Annotated in this window: 17 protein-coding genes; 9 read left to right on the forward strand and 8 right to left on the reverse strand. The window is 67.2% G+C overall.

All coding sequences use genetic code 11. From position 1 onward, the window contains the following. Positions 1 to 48 precede the first annotated feature (48 nt). Positions 49 to 999: an acetyl-CoA carboxylase carboxyltransferase subunit alpha gene (locus tag IWC96_RS09345; RefSeq protein ID WP_021696121.1), complete on the forward strand. Its 951-nt coding sequence runs from the start codon at positions 49 to 51 to the stop codon at positions 997 to 999. 121 nt (positions 1,000 to 1,120) lie between these two features. Here the strand turns inward: IWC96_RS09345 and IWC96_RS09350 are convergent, their stop codons facing one another. The 8 genes from IWC96_RS09350 to IWC96_RS09385 all read right to left on the reverse strand — a co-directional run bounded on the left by IWC96_RS09350 (position 1,121) and on the right by IWC96_RS09385 (position 10,568). Next, on the reverse strand, positions 1,121 to 1,819 hold the full coding sequence (locus tag IWC96_RS09350) for a pirin family protein (protein ID WP_021696120.1): 699 nt from the start codon (positions 1,817 to 1,819) through the stop codon (positions 1,121 to 1,123). 123 nt (positions 1,820 to 1,942) lie between these two features. After that, positions 1,943 to 4,129: a glycine--tRNA ligase subunit beta gene (gene glyS, locus IWC96_RS09355; protein ID WP_021696119.1), complete on the reverse strand. Its 2,187-nt coding sequence runs from the start codon at positions 4,127 to 4,129 to the stop codon at positions 1,943 to 1,945. After that, positions 4,129 to 4,536, reverse strand: a complete 408-nt coding sequence (locus tag IWC96_RS09360; RefSeq protein WP_148291395.1) for a hypothetical protein — start codon at positions 4,534 to 4,536, stop codon at positions 4,129 to 4,131. Before IWC96_RS09360 ends, glyS begins: the two co-directional genes overlap by 1 nt. After that, entirely contained in the window at positions 4,533 to 5,453 is a 921-nt protein-coding gene (locus IWC96_RS09365; protein ID WP_045318639.1) for a glycine--tRNA ligase subunit alpha, read from the reverse strand. Before IWC96_RS09365 ends, IWC96_RS09360 begins: the two co-directional genes overlap by 4 nt. Before the next feature lie 71 nt (positions 5,454 to 5,524). Beyond that, the gene (locus tag IWC96_RS09370) at positions 5,525 to 6,037 is read right to left on the reverse strand and encodes a hypothetical protein (protein ID WP_021696116.1); all 513 of its coding nucleotides are present in this window, start codon (positions 6,035 to 6,037) and stop codon (positions 5,525 to 5,527) included. A 128-nt stretch (positions 6,038 to 6,165) separates the two neighbouring features. Then, complete coding sequence (locus IWC96_RS09375; protein WP_021696115.1) at positions 6,166 to 7,041, reverse strand: 4-(cytidine 5'-diphospho)-2-C-methyl-D-erythritol kinase; 876 nt, start codon at positions 7,039 to 7,041, stop codon at positions 6,166 to 6,168. Next, positions 7,038 to 8,804: a tetratricopeptide repeat protein gene (locus IWC96_RS09380; RefSeq protein ID WP_021696114.1), complete on the reverse strand. Its 1,767-nt coding sequence runs from the start codon at positions 8,802 to 8,804 to the stop codon at positions 7,038 to 7,040. Before IWC96_RS09380 ends, IWC96_RS09375 begins: the two co-directional genes overlap by 4 nt. A 15-nt stretch (positions 8,805 to 8,819) precedes the next feature. Beyond that, positions 8,820 to 10,568 carry an electron transfer flavoprotein-ubiquinone oxidoreductase gene (locus IWC96_RS09385; protein WP_021696113.1) on the reverse strand — a complete coding sequence of 583 codons (1,749 nt, stop codon included), beginning with the start codon at positions 10,566 to 10,568 and terminating at the stop codon, positions 8,820 to 8,822. A gap of 88 nt (positions 10,569 to 10,656) precedes the next feature. Here IWC96_RS09385 and IWC96_RS09390 point away from each other — a divergent pair, with 88 nt between their 5' ends. From IWC96_RS09390 to IWC96_RS09425, 8 genes are all read left to right on the forward strand, one after another. Beyond that, entirely contained in the window at positions 10,657 to 11,445 is a 789-nt protein-coding gene (locus IWC96_RS09390; RefSeq protein ID WP_045318638.1) for a uracil-DNA glycosylase family protein, read from the forward strand. Between the two features lie 158 nt (positions 11,446 to 11,603). Continuing rightward, positions 11,604 to 13,205: a lytic transglycosylase domain-containing protein gene (locus tag IWC96_RS09395; protein ID WP_231378994.1), complete on the forward strand. Its 1,602-nt coding sequence runs from the start codon at positions 11,604 to 11,606 to the stop codon at positions 13,203 to 13,205. Between the two features lie 116 nt (positions 13,206 to 13,321). Further along, a complete protein-coding gene (locus IWC96_RS09400) occupies positions 13,322 to 13,783 on the forward strand; it encodes a hypothetical protein (protein WP_045318651.1) in 462 nt (153 codons plus the stop codon). Between the two features lie 160 nt (positions 13,784 to 13,943). Then, positions 13,944 to 14,399 carry a hypothetical protein gene (locus IWC96_RS09405; RefSeq protein ID WP_021696109.1) on the forward strand — a complete coding sequence of 152 codons (456 nt, stop codon included), beginning with the start codon at positions 13,944 to 13,946 and terminating at the stop codon, positions 14,397 to 14,399. An 85-nt stretch (positions 14,400 to 14,484) separates the two neighbouring features. Then, positions 14,485 to 14,895: a hypothetical protein gene (locus IWC96_RS09410; protein ID WP_148291394.1), complete on the forward strand. Its 411-nt coding sequence runs from the start codon at positions 14,485 to 14,487 to the stop codon at positions 14,893 to 14,895. Positions 14,896 to 15,065: 170 nt separating this feature from the next. Continuing rightward, positions 15,066 to 15,554 (forward strand): peptidase S1, encoded by a 489-nt coding sequence (locus IWC96_RS09415; protein WP_196838786.1) that lies wholly within the window; start codon positions 15,066 to 15,068, stop codon positions 15,552 to 15,554. A gap of 100 nt (positions 15,555 to 15,654) precedes the next feature. Continuing rightward, positions 15,655 to 15,918 (forward strand): hypothetical protein, encoded by a 264-nt coding sequence (locus IWC96_RS09420; protein ID WP_370541124.1) that lies wholly within the window; start codon positions 15,655 to 15,657, stop codon positions 15,916 to 15,918. Then, positions 15,915 to 17,003, forward strand: a complete 1,089-nt coding sequence (locus tag IWC96_RS09425) for a PA0069 family radical SAM protein (RefSeq protein ID WP_196838863.1) — start codon at positions 15,915 to 15,917, stop codon at positions 17,001 to 17,003. Before IWC96_RS09420 ends, IWC96_RS09425 begins: the two co-directional genes overlap by 4 nt. Positions 17,004 to 17,109: the final 106 nt, after the last annotated feature.

Below are 17,109 nucleotides of genomic sequence, written 5' to 3' on the forward strand. Positions count from 1 at the left end.
ACGGCTCTAGGTTCCGCCGCTTCCCGATCAGCCGCCCACCGGACATCCATGGCCGCCCGTCACTACCTCGATTTTGAAAAGCCGATCGCCGAGCTTGAAGCCAAGATCGAGGAGCTGAGCCTGCTGTCCGAATCCGCCGGCTCGTTCGAGACCGAGGTGGCGGGGCTGCGGAAGAAGGCGGAGCAGCTGCGCAAGAAGACCTACGCCGAGCTGGACCCGTGGCGGAAGACGCAGGTGGCGCGCCACCCGCAGCGCCCGCACCTTGGCGACTATCTGGCGGGCCTGTTCACCGACTTCACCGAGCTGCACGGCGACCGCAAATTCAGCGACGATCAGGCCATCATCGGCGGGCTGGGCCGGTTCCGGGGCCAGGCCTGCGTGGTCATGGGCCACGAAAAGGGCCACGACACCGCCAGCCGCCTGACTCACAATTTCGGCATGGCCCGACCCGAGGGCTACCGCAAGGCGGTGCGCCTGATGGACTTGGCCGAGCAGTTCGGCCTGCCGGTCCTGACCTTTGTGGACACCGCCGGCGCCTATCCGGGGCTGGGCGCCGAGGAGCGCGGCCAGGCCGAGGCCATCGCCCGCTCCACCGAGCGCGGCCTGACCCTGGGCACGCCCATGATCGCCACGGTCACCGGCGAAGGCGGATCGGGCGGCGCCATTGCGCTGGCCGCCGCCAACCGGGTGCTGATGCTGGAGCACTCCATCTATTCGGTGATCTCTCCCGAGGGCGCCGCCTCGATCCTGTGGCGCGACGGGGCGCGGGCCAAGGACGCGGCTGCGGCCATGAAGATCACCGGCCCCGACCTGATTGATCTGAAGATCGTGGACCGTCTGATCCCCGAACCTCTGGGCGGCGCCCACGCTGATCCCGCGACCGCCATCCAGACCGTGGGCGACGTGCTCGAGGAAGAGCTGAAGGCCCTGACGGCGATGACGCCCGACGCGCTGAAAGCCCAGCGCGCCGAGCGCTTCTACGCCATCGGAAGATTCTAGAGCCTGATCGGTTGAGGCGGGATCGGTTCGCGATCCCGACGATGCCGTGAATCAGGCTCTCGCTTCAAACTGGACCGAAATCTGAGCCCGGCTGGACGTGTCCAACCGGGCCGATTTCGGTCTAGGCCGCGTCCACCAGGACGATTTCCGCGTCGTTGATCGCCGTCACTGTGATGACGTCCTCATTCTCGATAGCCGCCCCGTCGCGGGCGTTCAGGCGGACGCCGTTGACCTCGACCTCGCCCTTCGCGGGAACCAGATAGCCGCGCCGGGTCGCGCCCAGCGCATAGTCGGCGCTCTCGCCCGCCTTCAGGGTCGCGCCCACCACCCGAGCATCGGTGCGAATGGGCAGGGCGTCCGCGTCCTCGTCGAAGCCTGAGGCCAGGACCACGAACTGACCCGCCCGGTCGCCCTTCGGGAAGGGTCTGGCGCCCCAGGCTGGCTTTTCGCCCTGACGGGTCGGCAGGATCCAGATCTGGAAGATCCGCGTGACGTCCGGCTCCGCATTGTACTCGGCATGGCGGATGCCGGTGCCCGCACTCATCACCTGGACGTCGCCGGCCTCGGTGCGGCCCTTGTTGCCCAGGCTGTCCTCGTGGGTGATGGCGCCGTCGCGGACATAGGTGATGATCTCCATGTCGGCGTGGGGGTGAGGCGGAAAGCCCGAGCCCGCCGCGATCTCGTCATCGTTCCAGACGCGCAGGTTGCCCCACTGCACCCGGTTCGGGTCGAAATAGCTCGCGAACGAGAAATGGTGTTTGGCCTTGAGCCAGCCGTGGTCGGCGCCGCCCAGGCTGTCGAACGGTCTGCGCTCGATCATGATGGTGTCTCCCTCAAGGGGTGGATGTTGACACTCAGATAGGCGCGGCGGACGCGAGGGAAAGCCCTAACTGGCACACATATTGTTACTGATGAGGCGCGGGATGGACAGGAGACGGGCGCGCTAGCCCGTCACCTGCCCGAAGTCGGCCACGCGGCCCATGACGTCGCGCACCTGACCCAGCAGCTTGAGCCGGTTGTCCCGCTCGGCGGGCACGTCGGAGTTGACCATCACCTTGTCGAAGAAGGCGTCCACAGGGCTGCGCAGCTTGCTCAGCGCCGTCATGGCGGCGGCGAAGTCCTCGGTCTGAAGCGCCGCATCCACCGCCGTCCCGGCCGCGCCGACCGCGAAGGCCAGAGTCGTCTCTTCGTCCGGCTGGTTCGGCAGGCCGGTCTGGACCATGCCCATGGGCACATCGCCCTTCTTGGCCTCGGCCTTCAGAATGTTGGACGCCCGCTTGTACCCCGCCAGCAGATTGGCCCCGTCGTCCGTGGCGAGGAAGGCCCCCAGGGCCTCCACCCGGCGCACGATGCGCACCAGATCGTCGTCGCCCAGCGCGAACACCGCATCCACCAGATCATGGCGCTGGCCCTGGTCGCGCAGGAGGACTTTCAAGCGGTCAAGAAAGAACTCAACCAAATCGGGTTGCGCCGGTTCGAACAAGGCTCGGTGAATGGTGAGACGAGGACCGCCCGCTTGGGCTGCGGCCAGCATTCGATTGGTCCAGTCATCGGTGAACTTCGACTGAGCAGATTCAATTGTTCTTTGATTGTCGCCGTCGTTCTCAACGAGATGAGATACCGCGTCCCGTTCCACGCGATAGCCATGGGCCATCAAGCGATGGTTGAGCGAAAACCGGACGTTGCTGCTTAGTACCAGCCGCAGGAAGCCTAACGCCGCCCGCCGCAGGGCGAACGGGTCCTTGGAGCCCGTGGGCTTCTCGTCGATGGCGAAGAAGCCGACCAGGGTGTCCAGCTTGTCGGCCAGCGCCACCGCCACCGTCAACGGCGCCGTCGGAACCGTGTCCCCCGGCCCCTGCGGCTTGTAGTGATCGCGGATCGCGTCGGCGATGGCGTCGCCGTGCTCGGCCCGCGCATAGTACCCGCCCATCACGCCCTGCAGTTCCGGGAACTCGCCCACCATGCCGCTGGCCAAGTCGGCCTTGGCCAGACGGGCCGCCAGCGCTGCCTCCTCCGGATCGGCCCCCACCAGCGGGGCGATCTCGCGGGCCAGGGCGGCGATGCGGTCGACCCGCTCGGCCAGGGTGCCCAGCTTCGCATGGAAGGTGACGCCCTTCAGCTTCTCCCGCCAGGAGTCGAAGCCCACCTTGCGGTCCTCGTCCCAGAAGAAGCGGGCGTCGTTCAGGCGGGCCGACAGCACGCGGGAGTTGCCCGCCGCCAGCGCCTTGCCCCCGTCGGTCGCCTCCACATTGGCCACCACCACGAAGTGGGGCGCCAGCCCGTCCTTGGCCGGGTCGCGCACGGCGAAATACTTCTGGTGCACCTTCATGGACAGGCGCACCACCTCGGGCGGCAGGTCCAGGAACTGCGGGTCCATGTCGCCCAGGATCGGCGTCGGCCATTCGGCCAGCCCGGCCACCTCGTCCAGCAGGCCGTCGTCGTCCACCAGCGCCAGACCCTTGTCGGCGCACACGGCCTTGGCCTGCTCCAGAATGCGCAGCTTGCGATCCGCCACGTCCAGCATGACGAAATTGTCCTGCAACTGGCGGCGATAGTCGGCGAAGTCGCGGATCTTTAGGCCCCGGCCCGTGCCCAGGAACCGGTGCCCCTCGGTGATGTCATGGGCCTCGATGCCGTCGATGGCGAACGGCACGACCTTGCCGTCAAACAGGCACAGGATGCGCTTGATGGGCCGCACCCACCGCAGGGTCCCTGACCCCCATCGCATGGACTTGGGCCAGGGGAAGGCGCGCACCACCGCATCCACCGTCTCGGCGACCACCTCGGTGGTCGCCCGGCCGGTTTCCTGAACGCGGGCGTAGAGCACGCCGTCGCGCTCCTCCAGCTGCTCGCGGGTCAGGCCGGTCTTCCTCAGAAAGCCCTCCAGCGCCTGCGGCGGCGCCGAGGCCTTGGGGCCCTTCAGCTCCTCGTCCCGGTCCGGCGTCGCCGCCGGCAGGCCCTCGATGACCAGCGTCAACCGCCGCGGCCCGGCGAAGGTCGTCAGCGCGTCCCACGTCAGGCCCTCAGCCTTCAGCCGGTCACCCACCAGCCGCTCCAGATCCCGCGCGCCCCCCGCCTGCATCCGCGCAGGGATTTCCTCGGAGAAGATTTCAAGAAGAAGCTGGGGCATCAGGTCTGCTGCTCACGGTTGACCGACAGCTTCAGGCTGCGGACGGCTCCGGTCTGATCGGCTGAAAACTCGATCTGGATGATGAAAGGGATGGGGCTGAGCGCCAGAGCCTGAATCATTTCTGCATGCTCGACGCCAACCATGAATTCCGCGGCAAGGCCCGCCTCGGTCCGATCAACCCATCCCATGGGGGTTTCCTCGTCGAGCGCATACCCGACAATAGAAGCCTCGATCGTCCGCTGACCCTCGCCGATCTCCGCCAGGGCCGTGACCGTCCAGCGTGGAGCATACTCGACCTTGTGGAACGGCAACCGGAGCGCGCTGTTTGAAAACGACACCATGCCTGACACCGCTTCGGACTTTGCGCTGCGTCTGTCCGCCAAGGTTATGACGCGGTCGCTGGTCACGCTGTCTTCCGCTCTTGTTCGACGTAGGCGAGCGCACACGCTTTGCACAGGTCCCGGATGCGGCCGATGTAGCTCTGCCGTTCGGCCACGGCGATGGCGCCACGGGCGTCCATCAGGTTGAACAGGTGGCTGGCCTTCAGCACCTGATCATAGGCGGGCAGGACCAGCGCCTGGCCCTGCGGTCCGGTCATGGCCAGGAAGCGCGAGACCTCGCCCACCATGTCCTCGAAGCGGCGCTTCAGCCCGTCCACGTCATAGCCGTGGAAATTGGCTTCCGACTGCTGGCGCTCGTTCTCCAGGAACACCTCGCCATAGGTGACGCCGTCGTTGTTGAAGCGCAGGTCATAGACGTTGTCGACGCCCTGCACATACATGGCCAGCCGCTCGAGGCCGTAGGTCAGCTCGCCCGATACCACGTCCACCTCGATGCCGCCGACGCCCTGGAAATAGGTGAACTGCGTCACCTCCATCCCGTCGCACCAGACCTCCCAGCCCAGCCCCCAGGCCCCCACCGTGGGGTTCTCCCAGTCGTCCTCCACAAACCGGATGTCGTGCAGCTTCGGATCGATCCCGATCCGCTTCAGGCTGTTCAGATACAGATCCTGCAGATCGTCCGGATTCGGCTTCAGAATAACTTGGTACTGGTAATAATGCTGGAGGCGGTTCGGATTTTCGCCATAGCGGCCGTCGCCGGGGCGGCGGCTGGGCTGGACGTAGGCGGCCTTCCACGGGCGCGGGCCCAGGGCGCGCAGCACCGTGGCCGGGTGCAGGGTGCCCGCCCCCACCTCGATGTCATAGGGTTGCAGGATCGCGCAGCCCTTCTCGCTCCAGTAGGCGTGCAGGGTCAGGATCAGGTCCTGGAAACTCAGCGGTTCAGTCGTCCTGGAAGACAAGGCCGTATCCGGATTTGCGGGCATTTCGCGGGCGCGAAAAAAGACGGCGGACCATAGGGCCCGCCGCCTTGTGCATCAATGCCGGATGGCGACGTTCAGAGGCCCGGTGGCTCCGGATCCATGGGGTCGTCATCCTCCTCGCCCGCGTCCGGCGCCGGATCAATGGGCGGCGTCGGCATGGGCGCGTCCTGCGGCGGATCAATCCTGTCCTGATTGGCTGGATTCATGGGATCCGGCGTCGGGGCCTCCATGTCGGTCGGCGTCTCCATCGGCTCGACCGGCATCGCCGGGTCGGGGCGGGGCGTCATCGGCGACGGCGGCTCCGTTGGCGCTGCGTCCATGGGCTCAGAGGAATCTGTGTCGGCATCGATGTCGGTCGGCGCGCTCCAGCCTTCCTCCTCGACCTGCTCATAGGGCACTGCGCCGTCGGGCATGGCGGACACCGGACGTTGGCCGGGCGCCGGCGGCGGCGGCTCCATGGGATTGGTCTGCATGGCGTCCGGCGGCGTGTTCGCCGGGCTCACGGGGTCGGTTTCCTGAGCGATAGCGGTCGGGGCCAAGAACAGGGCCGCCGCCGCACTGGCCGTCATCAGGCGCTTGCGAAGCATCGGTGGTCTCCTTCTCAGTTCGGCCGCCGCGTGCCAGCGGCCGGATAACCCGACTTCTGAAAGGACAATCCGGCATCGGCCCGCTGTGTTCCCTGCAGCCGCAGGGAAGATTCGTGCCGGACCCGGCCTCAGGCCAGGCGGCAGGGCGCGACCCACCAGCCCGGATGAGCCTGTGACAGGACGTCAGCGGCAGAGCGCGCGCCCTCTGCCGTCTCGAACAGGGCGAAGACGGAGGCGCCCGATCCGGTGACCCGGGCAGCCAGAGCGCCGCGCGCCGAACCCGCCGCCTCCAGAGCCGTGCCGATCAGGGGCGCGAGGCCGATGGCGGGCGCCTCCAGATCGTTGCGCGTGGTTTTCAGCCAGTCCGCCAGTTCTGAGGCCGAGGCGAACCCGGCAGGCATGTCCGGCGCGTCCGCCGCCGGGCGGGCCGCTTCGTCAAAGGCCCGGTAGACCGCGCCCGTAGGCGATGGAACGCCGGGATTCAGCAGCACGGCGTGAATGTCCGGCAGGCTCGGCGCCGGGCTCAGCACCTCTCCCCTGCCCCGGGCGATCACGGGCCGCGCGGCGAGACACATGGCCATGTCGGCGCCGAGGGGTTCGGCGATGCGGGTCAGGGCCGCGTCGTCCAGATCAAGGTCGAGCACCTCGCGCGCGGCCTTCATGACCGTCGCCGCGTCCGACGATCCGCCGCCGAGGCCCGCCGCCACCGGCAGGCGCTTGTCCAGCCGCACATGCACCGGCAGGCGGTCCAGACCCACGGCGCGAGCCATTGCGTCCAGCGCGGTCTCGACCAGGTTCGGCCCGCCGTCGATGCGCGCCGCGAAAGGTCCGGTGGTCTCCAGACGAAAGGCGTCGGCGCGTTCCACCGCCACGCGGTCGCCCGTGTCGGCGAACACCGCCAGGCTCACCAGCGGGTGATAGCCGTCAGCGCCCGGCGGCCCCACGTGCAGGAACAGGTTCACCTTGGCCGGGGCAAGACGCCAGGCCGGTTCGGCGGTGCTCACGGATTGACGGGGCTGGCGCTCTGGCCGTTGTCGGCGCGGGCGACGGCGCTGACGGACTGAACGGCGCCCAGTCCGCGCTCCAGCTTGGCCTCGACCTGCGCGCGCAGATCCGGCTCGGGAGCCAGGCTCAGGGCGCGGCTCCACTGGAATTCCGCCTCCCGCCGCCGACCGACCTGCCAGTAGGCGTCGCCCAGATGGTCGTTGATGACCGCGTTGCCCGGCTCCAGCGACACGGCCAGCTCCAGGGTCTCGACCGCCGCCTCGAACTGGCCCTGGCGATACTGGGCCCAGCCCAGCGAGTCCTGGATGTGGCCGGAGTCCGGCTCAGCCGCCACGGCGCGCGCGATCATCTCGGCGCCCTGATGCACCCGCTGGCCGCTGTCGACCCACATATAGCCCAGATAGTTCAGCACCTCGGCGTTGTCAGGCTCCTCCTGCAAGGCCGCCCAAAGCTCGGCCTCGGCTTCCTCGAAGCGACCCAGGGATTCATAGACCGCGCCCCGGGTGAAACGCACCTGCCAGGACTGGTCGCCCGTGTTCAGGGCGGGGCCGTTCAGCAACTCCAGCGCCTCCTGATACCGCTCCTGCGACGTCAGCAGGCCGGCAAGGCCGTAGACCGCCTGCGGATCCTCAGGGGCCGCGTTCAGCGCCTCGCGGGCATGGATCAGGGCGTCCTCGTCCCGGTCGTCCTCCTGATAACTCCAGGCCATCTGCTGGCGAGCGGCCGCATACAGGATCGGTTCGCCCATGCCGATTTCGGCGAAGGTCGCGCGGGCGGCGGTGGTCAGGCCGGCTTCCTGCAGGGTCTGGCCCAGCAACAGACGGGTCTGGTCACTCTCGTCCAGCCCCAGGGCCAGGCGCAGATAGACGGCGGCGAACTCGTTGTTCTCTTCAGCCAGGGCTGCGGCCGCAGCCGCACCGAGCCCCAGGGCCGCGCCTTCGCGCAGGGTCGGAACCGGCACGGGGCGGCCGCGCGACACGACGCGGTCGCGCGCCAGACGGGTCGTCAGATCCGTGGCCCCGGCCTCGATCGCGGCGTCGAACAGGGCGAGAGCCTCATCACGCCGTCCCCGTCGTTCGAGGAATTCGCCATAGGCGGTGCGGAACAGCGGCGCCGTGGGCGCGGCCCCGGCCAGTTCGCCGAGGATCGATTCCGCCGTCGCATAGTCCCGGCGTTGCTCCAGAAGCAGGGCGCGATGATAGCGGGCGAACAGACGTGCGAGAGGATCCACGTTGGCGGGCGGCTCGGCCAGGGCGCGGTCCCAGTCCCCCGCAGCGGCGGCGATCCAGGGCTGGACGAACAGCCCGGCGCGGGCGTGGGGGAAGCCGATGGGCTGGCCCGTCAGCACGGCGTTGGCCTGTCGGGCGTCGCCGGCGCCATAGGTCCGCACCACCGAGACAAGGCGGCCGGCCTCGGCCACGGTGGGGCTGACGCCCTCACCGCTGGGCGACAGGCGCGCGGCCACATCCAGATCTCCGGCCAGCAGCGCCGAGGTGAAGGCCTGGTCCCTCAGACGGGTCTGATCCGGTTCGGCGGCCTGGGCGGCGGCCAGATAATCGGCGCCCGTGCTGCTTTCGCCCAGGGCCATGGCGTTGCGGCCCGCCAGGAACAGGCCGTAGCTGGACCTTCCACGCTCATCCACCGGCACATCGCTGAAATCGACGAAACGGACCGGCCCAGCCACCTCCAGCGGTTCGGCCAGGGCGGGCGTGGCGGCGGCGATCAGGGCGGCGAGCGCCGCGGCGGTCAGGGTGCGCGTCATGGTGCGAGGATGGCCTTACATATTGGGATAATTGGGGCCGCCGCCGCCTTCAGGCGTGGTCCAGACGATATTCTGCGAGGGGTCCTTGATGTCGCAGGTTTTGCAGTGGACGCAGTTCTGGGCGTTGATGACAAAGCGCGGGTCCGTACGGTTCACTTCGTCCCCATACACCACCTCATAGACCCCGGCGGGGCAATAGAGCCGCGCGGGCTCTCCGTACTCGGGCAGATTGACCCGGATGGGGATGGAGGGATCCTTCAGCCGCAGATGCGCAGGCTGCTCCTCGGCGTGGTTGGTGTTGGAGATGAACACCGACGACAGCTTGTCGAAGCTGAGCTTTCCGTCCGGCTTGGGATACTTGATCGGCTTGTAGTCCCTGGCCTTGCCGGTGGATTCCGCATCGGTCTTGCCGTGCCTGACCGTGCCCCAGGGCGACCAGCCGCCGAACAGCGAGGTGATCTGCATGTCGATGCCGCCCAGCAGGGTGCCCAGTGTCGCGCCGTATTTCGACAGCAGGGGCTTCACATTGCGGACGAGCCTGAGCTCCTTTGCAATGTCCGAGGCCTCGTAGGCGGTCTGGTATTCCACCAGTTCGTCGCCCGAACGCCCCGCGGCGATGGCGTCAAAGGCGGCGTCAGCGGCCAGGATGCCGGAGCGCACCGCATTGTGGCTGCCCTTGATGCGCGGCACGTTCACGAAGCCGGCCGAACAGCCCACCAGCACGCCGCCGGGGAAGGCCAGCTTCGGCACCGACTGATAGCCGCCCTCGGTGATGGCCCGCGCGCCGTAGGAGATGCGCTCGCCCCCCTCCAGATGCTCGGCGATGGCCGGGTGGGTCTTGAAGCGCTGGAACTCGTCGAAGGGCGACAGGAACGGGTTCTTGTAGTTCAGGTGCACAACGAAGCCGACGGCCACATAGCGGTCGCCGAAGTGATAGAGGAACGACCCGCCCCCGGTCTTGTCGTCCAGCGGCCAGCCCAGGGTGTGCTGGGCCAGGCCGGGCTGATGCTTTTCGGCCGGAACCTGCCACAGCTCCTTCAGCCCGATGCCGAACTTCTGGGGCTCGGCCTCGTCGCACAGATTGTGACGGGCCATGATGGTCTTGGCCAACGAACCGCGCACGCCCTCGCCGATGAAGACGTACTTGCCGTGCAGCGCGATGCCCGGCTGATAATCGTCGGTCTTCTTGCCCTCGCGATCAATGCCGAACACGCCGGCGACCACGCCCTTCACCCGGCCCGAGGGCTCGTCCCAGACCACATGGCTGGCGGCCATGCCGGGATAGACCTCCACACCCAGCGCCTCGGCCTGCTCGGCCAGCCAGCGGGTCAGATTGGCCAGCGAACCGATGTAGCAGCCGTGGTTCTTCATGTACTTCGGCTGGGGCAGCCAGGTGATGTCGATGTCGCCCTGGGGACCCAGCACCAGGAACCGGTCCTTGGTCACCGGCGTGTCCAGCGGGGCGCCGCGTTCCTTCCAGTCAGGGAACAGCTGGCTCAGACCCGACGGGTCGATCACCGCGCCCGACAGGATGTGGGCGCCGACCTCGGAACCCTTTTCCAGCACAGCCACGGAGAGCTCTCGCCCTTCCTTCTCGGCGCGCTGCTTCAGGCGGATGGCGGAGGCCAGGCCCGCCGGCCCGGCGCCGACGATGACCACGTCATATTCCATGACCTCGCGCTCGGCGTCTGCGCCCAGTCCGCCGCCGATGGCCGCTTCCTCAGCTTTGTTTTTGGCGCCGCCTTCGACGATATCCTCAGCCATGATCCCCTGAATCCTCGTTTCTTATGGGTTTGAACCACTATCCGAAGGTGACGTGACGGTGGTCAAGGACTATCCCTGTCCTTGAACCATGAACGTGCTCAACCCGGAAATCGCTGCGACCGAAAGCCTTCTCGCCTTCTGGCGGGACGCCGGCGTCGATGCGTGCTTCGCAGAAGCCCCGGTCGACCGAACCTTCGTCCCCGCCCCGCCAGAGCAGAAGGCGACCCTGAAGGCCGTCGCCTCGGTCTCCGCCCCTATGGATTTCAGCGGCGCGGTCGGCGAGGCCCGCCAGCTGGCCGCCCAGGCCGGCGATCTGGACGCTCTGAAGGACGCCATCGCCGCCTTCACCGGCTGTCCCCTGCGTGACATGGGGGCGAGTCAGGCGGTGTTCGCGCGCGGCGCCCCCAGAGCGCCCATCCTGGTCATCGGCGAGGCCCCCGGCGCGGACGAGGATGCGCAAGGCGCGCCCTTCGTGGGCCGGGCCGGCAAGCTTCTCGACAAGATGCTCGACGCCGCCGGCCTTCTGGACAAGGTCTTCATTACCAACACGGTGTTCTGGCGTCCGCCCGGCAACCGCACCCCGACGCCACAGGAGCAGATGGTCTGCGCCCCCTTCGTCGAGCGCGCCTTCGCCCTGATCCAGCCGAAAGCCGTTCTTCTGCTGGGCGCGGCGGCGGCCAGGTCTGTGCTGAAGACTGACGAGGGCATCATGAAGATGCGTGGTCAGTGGCGGGAATGGCGGCTGAACGAAGGCAGCGTGGCGGCCCCCGTCCTGCCGACCCTGCACCCCGCCTTCCTGCTGCGCCAGCCCATTGCCAAGCGCATGGCGTGGGCGGATATGCTGGAGTTGGCCGCGACACTGGACGCGGCGGATTAACCCTTTCGCCTTGAAGAGGCCCCATGGCGCTGGCACGAAAGCGGCCTGACGACCGACCGTGTGCGTAGGGGCGACCTGAATCGAGACAGGTCGAGCCATTCCGGAGGGGGCCGCCAATGAAGCGGACAAGCCGTCGCGTCCTTGGCGCGCTGACATTCATGGCTGTGCTGGCCGGCGCGGGCGCGGGCCTGGCCCAGGTGCCCCGCGCGCTGAGCGATTCCGACCGGCTGTCCTACACCACCGCCTTCGACGCCCTGCGTCAGGGCCAGTTGGACGCCGCGCGTGAAACGGCCGCCCGCATTCAGGATCGCGTCCTGCTGGGCCAGCTGGAGTTCGAACGGCTGTTCCACGCCAATCACACCGCCACCTATGAAGAGCTGTCGGCCTGGCTGGAGGACTACGCGGACCTGACCCCGGCCCCACGTGTGTACGCCCTGGCCCTTCGGCGCCGCCCCGACGGCGCGCCCGAGCCGCGACGCCCCGGCGTGGTCGCGTCCCTGCGCAACTGGGCCAGCGTTCAGGCCGCCGGCGGCGAGTCGGTCGGCGAGGACATCTTCACCCCGCCCGGACCCCGCGAAGCCCGCATCGCCCTGAACGCCGACGACCTGCCGCGCGCCTATGAGTTGGGGATTGCCCTGGGTGATCACTGGACGGCCGGCCTTGCGGCCTGGCGCATGGGCCGGTTCGCCGAAGCCTTCTCCGAGTTCGAGATCGTGGCGCTGGACCCGCTGGAAGATCCGTGGGTGCGTTCCGGCGGCGCTTTCTGGACCAGCCGTGCGGCCTATGCCTCGGGCCGGCAGGACCGGGTGCAGGAGTATCTGCGCCTCGCCGGCCGTTGGCCCGCCACCTTCTACGGCCAGATCGCCCTCCGACAACTGGGCGAGGACCCGGTGATCGAGAACCTCGGTCCCCAGCCCTACATGGCTGTGATCGCGGCCGCGGACCGCGGGCCGGAGCCCATGGCGGTCGAGGCGGACGCCCTGGCGGCCTTCGTGGCGTCCAACGACCAGGCCCGCCGCGCCGTGGCCTTTCACGAACTGGGCCGGTCAGAGGAAGCCCAGACAGAACTGAGAAATGGCCTGCGTCGCGCCTCGGACGACGACCGGACCCTGTGGGCGGCCCTGGCGCGGGGGCTGGCGCCCCGGCGCGGTCTGTCCTCCGCCGTCCGCATCGACGCCAACGCCTATCCGATGCCGGTGCTGGAGCCCGAGGGCGGCTTCACCATCGAACGGGCGCTGGTCTACGCCATTGCGCGCAAGGAAAGCGGCTTCGAGCCCCAGGCCCGCAGCTCGGTGGGCGCCTACGGCATCATGCAGGTGATGCCGACCACCGCCGCCGAACTGGCCGGCGATCCGGGCTTCGTGCGCGACCCCCAGCGCCTGTGGAACCCGGCGGTGAACCTGCGTCTGGGCCAGGCCTACATCACACGCATGCTTGGCATGGGGGCGTTCCAGGGCGATCTTCTGCGGGCGGTCGCCTCCTACAACGCAGGGCCCGGCCCCATGCTGGGCGCCCTGCGGCGGCTGGGACCGAACCCGGATCCCCTGCTGCTGATCGAGACCATCGACGTCCCCCAGGCCCGCACCTATGTGGAAGACGTGGTGGCCACCTACTGGATCTATCAGCGCATGATGGGCCGCCCGCTGCACACCCTGGACGCGGTCGCCTCAGGTGCGACGCATATCCCGCTGGCCCTGGACCATGTCCCGCCCCAGCCTGCCGGGACTCCGGAGTCCGGCGCGTCCGCCGAGACCCGCTGACCGCGTTTCACGCGTCACGTTCAATCAGCTTTGCAGAACGATAAGGGCGTGTAGTATCGCTGTTGTCTGAAGAGCGCGCGCAGTGCGCGTGGGGCTGATTATCTGGGGTGTTCACCATGAAAAACCTTCTGGGCGTTGCCGTTGCGGCGCTGCTCGTCGCCGGGCCCGTCGCGGCTCAGGATATTTCCGCCAGCCCGCATGCGGGCACGGTGCGTCTGTCGGCCGGCTTCACGCCGGATCCTTACAACATCAGCGTCACGGCGGGGGGCACCATCCGCGCCAGCGAGCGCTTCTCGGGCTGCTACGGCTACATCTCACAGGCGCCGGACGTGCGCCTGCACTGGTCGGGCGGCGGCAATCTGCCGCTGATTATCTCGGCGTCCTCCTCGCGTGACACTACCCTGGTGGTGAACGCTCCGAACGGCCGCTGGTACTGCGACGATGACAGCGGCGAGGGCACCAACCCGTCCTTGCGCTTCGGAAGCCCCATGAGCGGCCAGTACGACATCTGGGTGGGCAGCTACGGCGGCGACTATGTGTCGGCGACCCTGTCGATCTCGGAACTGTACAGCAACTGATCTGCCTTTGCGCACCAGAGAGGCCCGGCCCCGCAAGGGCCGGGCCTTTTTTTATGAACGGCGGATGAACACGCCGTTCGTGTTACGGCTACGCTTCCGCTAGTAAGCGTAGCCGTGTCCCTGAAACGGACATTTTTTCAAATCGCTTGAGGTTCTTCTGATGAAACAAATTCTTGGCCTGGCGGCGGTGGCCGTGCTCATGTCCGCGCCGGCCGTCGCGCAGGATGTCTCCCGCTCGCCCAGCTTCGGCACGGTCAACCTGTCGGCCGGGTTCACCCCGGACCCCCGCACGGTTGAGGTCGTCGCCGGCGGCAGCATCAACGCGAGCAATACCGCGTCGGGATGCAACGGCCGCATCGCCAGCGCGCCCGATGTGCGGGTGAACTGGAACGGCGGCGGCAGCCTGCCTCTCGTGTTCAGAACGCGCTCGAGCAGCGACACCACCCTGGTCATCAACGGTCCCGACGGTCGCTGGTACTGCGACGACGACAGCGGCGGCAGCCTGAACGCCCGCGTCGTTTTCCGCAACGCGACTTCCGGCCAGTATGACATCTGGATCGGCACCTTCGGCGAACAGACGGCGCCGGCCACCCTGGTGATCACCGAACTCCAGTAGGCTTCAGGAAAGGCCCGGCTCAACGCCGGGCCTTTCTTCATTTCCAACGGTTCCGATCACCGCGACACGATGACCGGCAAGGTTCATGATCAGCACACCGCTGTCGGGAAAAGCGGCGCTTGAAGAGGACGAAAAAATGAAGAGTTTATGGGGGGCGGGGGCGCTCGCTATGCTGTTGACGGGAAATGTCGCAGCGCAATCTTGGCCGAATCCAAATCTTCGACCGCTTCATGGGGATATTCACCTGAGCGCCGGGTTCCTTCCCGATCCGCATGACCTGCGGGTCAACGCGGGCGGACCGATCCGGGTGAGCGATTTCCAGTCCGGCTGTTCGGGCTATGTCAGCGAAGCGCCGACCGTCAGCCTGCACTGGTCGAGCGGAAGCGGCGGCCTGCCCCTATTCTTCACGACCACCAGCGCGGAGCGCGACCCCACCATACTGGTGCGCGATCCAGCGGAGCCTGGCACTGCGACGACGACGGCGGAGTCGGGCTGAACCCCCTGTTCGAGGCCAGGAGCGCCCGGACAGGCCGATATGACGTCTGGATCGGGACATTTTCCAACACCCGGGGCGCCGCCACGTTCAGAATCACTGAACTGAGCGACAGTACGGGCGGCTCGCTGTCTTCATTCTCACGGCCGCTGGACTCTACCCCTCGAGCCGTGGTGACCGGCCGTCCCCCCAATCATTATCTGTCGCCCAGATTCGGGGTCATCAACCTGTCGGCCGGATTCGTACCGGATCCGCGAACCCTGAATGTCACCGCAGGCGGGAACGTCCGGGCTGGGGATTTCAGTTCCAGTTGCGTCGGCTTCATCAGCGATGCGCCTACGGCCCGACTGGAGTGGAGAGCCGGCTCAGGAAGTCTGCCGCTGCTGATCTCCGCCCGTTCAGATACGGACACCACCCTTGTGGTGCGAGGGCCGGACGGTTCATGGCATTGCAACGATGACGGCGCCGGCGATCTGAACCCCCTGTTCGCCGCCACGGCTCCGCAGTCGGGGCGATATGATATCTGGATGGGGCGCTATTCCCAGGGCACGACCAACGCCGTTCTCAACATTTCCGAAGTGATCGGCAATGTGAGCACGGCCCATGGATCCCTCGATGACGACTGCGAATATGCGGACTGGGACGATCCAGACTGTTGGTGAGCCCTCATCCCTGAGCGACATTGAAAACCCGGCTGCACGCCGGGTTTTCTAATGCCGTATTTGTTCTTGTTTTGTTCTATATCTGCGCTATGGTGTGGGCATGTCGTCCAGCACCGTCCCAAAGGGCAGAGGGGCCAGATCCAATGCATCCGGCCGATACGAGAGCAACCGGGAAGAGGGTTTCGACGACGGCTGGACCGGCGACGACGCGGCGGCCGCGCCCCTGCGCACCACCCTCACGCCCGAGCGGGCCAGGAAGATCATCACCCGGAACGACAGCCCCGACGTGGGCTTCGACCGATCCATCAATCCGTATCGAGGTTGCGAACATGGCTGGCTTTACCACCCTGTTACACCGTCATGATTGGCACACCGAAACCGACACCTGCCGCGCGGGGCCGTGGGGCCAAATCGAACCGCAGCGGTCGATACGAAACCCACCAGGTGGAGGCCTTCGACGACGGCTGGACCGACGAGGATGCTCCCGCCTCCCTCCAAATCCCGACCACGATAACACCCCTCCGCTCCCGCACCATCATCACTCGTAACCAGAGCCCCGACGTCGGTTTCGAGCGTTCCATCAACACCTACACAGGTTGCGCCCATGGTTGTTGCTACTGCTACGCCCGTCCGTCCCATGCCTACATGGGCCTATCCCCGGGCCTGGATTTCGAGAGCCGGATCTTCTTCAAACCCGACGCCACGCGTCTCCTGGAACAGGAACTCAGCGCCGGGAAGTACGTCTGCAAGCGCATCCACATAGGCGGCAACACCGATCCCTATCAGCCCCATGAGCGCGACCTGAAGATCACGCGCGGCGTGCTCGAGGTTATGCGACGGTTCAATCACCCGTTCAGCATCATCACCAAGTCGGTGCTGATCGCCCGCGACGCCGACATCCTAGGACCCATGGGACGTGAAGGCCTGTGTTCGGCCTTCATCTCCATCACCACCCTGGACAGGGGCCTGGCCCGAGCGATGGAGCCGCGCGCCTCCACCCCGGCGAAACGGCTGGAAGCCATCAGCCGCCTGGCCGACGCCGGATGCCCCGTCGGCGTGGGCTTCGCCCCCGTCATCCCCGGCCTCAACGACCACGAACTGGAATCGGTTCTGGAGGTCGCCGCCAAGGCCGGCGCCACATCCGCCATGTATGTCACGCTGCGCCTGCCGCTGGAGATCAAGGACCTGTTTCGCGAATGGCTGACCGACGCCCGGCCGGACCGGGCGAAACGGGTCATGTCCCTCATCCGCCAGACTCGGGGCGGCCGCGACTACGATCCCGACTGGAACCAACGTATGAAAGGCACCGGCCCAGTGGCGGACCTGATCGCCGCGCGTTTCAAAGCGGCGGTGAAACGCTACGGTCTGGATGCCCCCCGCCACAGTCTCGACGAGAGTCGGTTTCGCGTTCCCGCTGATGCGATCCGGCAGATGGATTTATTCCGATAGGTGAACTGAGTCTTCGGCCACAAGAAATGACCAGATCGCGCCAAAAGCCGCCACGCCAAAGGAGCCTCCTGTTCGCTGAAGAAATGTCCCATTGAGACAGAGCGGG

It is taken from the genome of Brevundimonas sp. BAL450, from assembly GCF_015767455.1.
In the GTDB taxonomy this organism is placed as follows: domain Bacteria; phylum Pseudomonadota; class Alphaproteobacteria; order Caulobacterales; family Caulobacteraceae; genus Brevundimonas; species Brevundimonas abyssalis.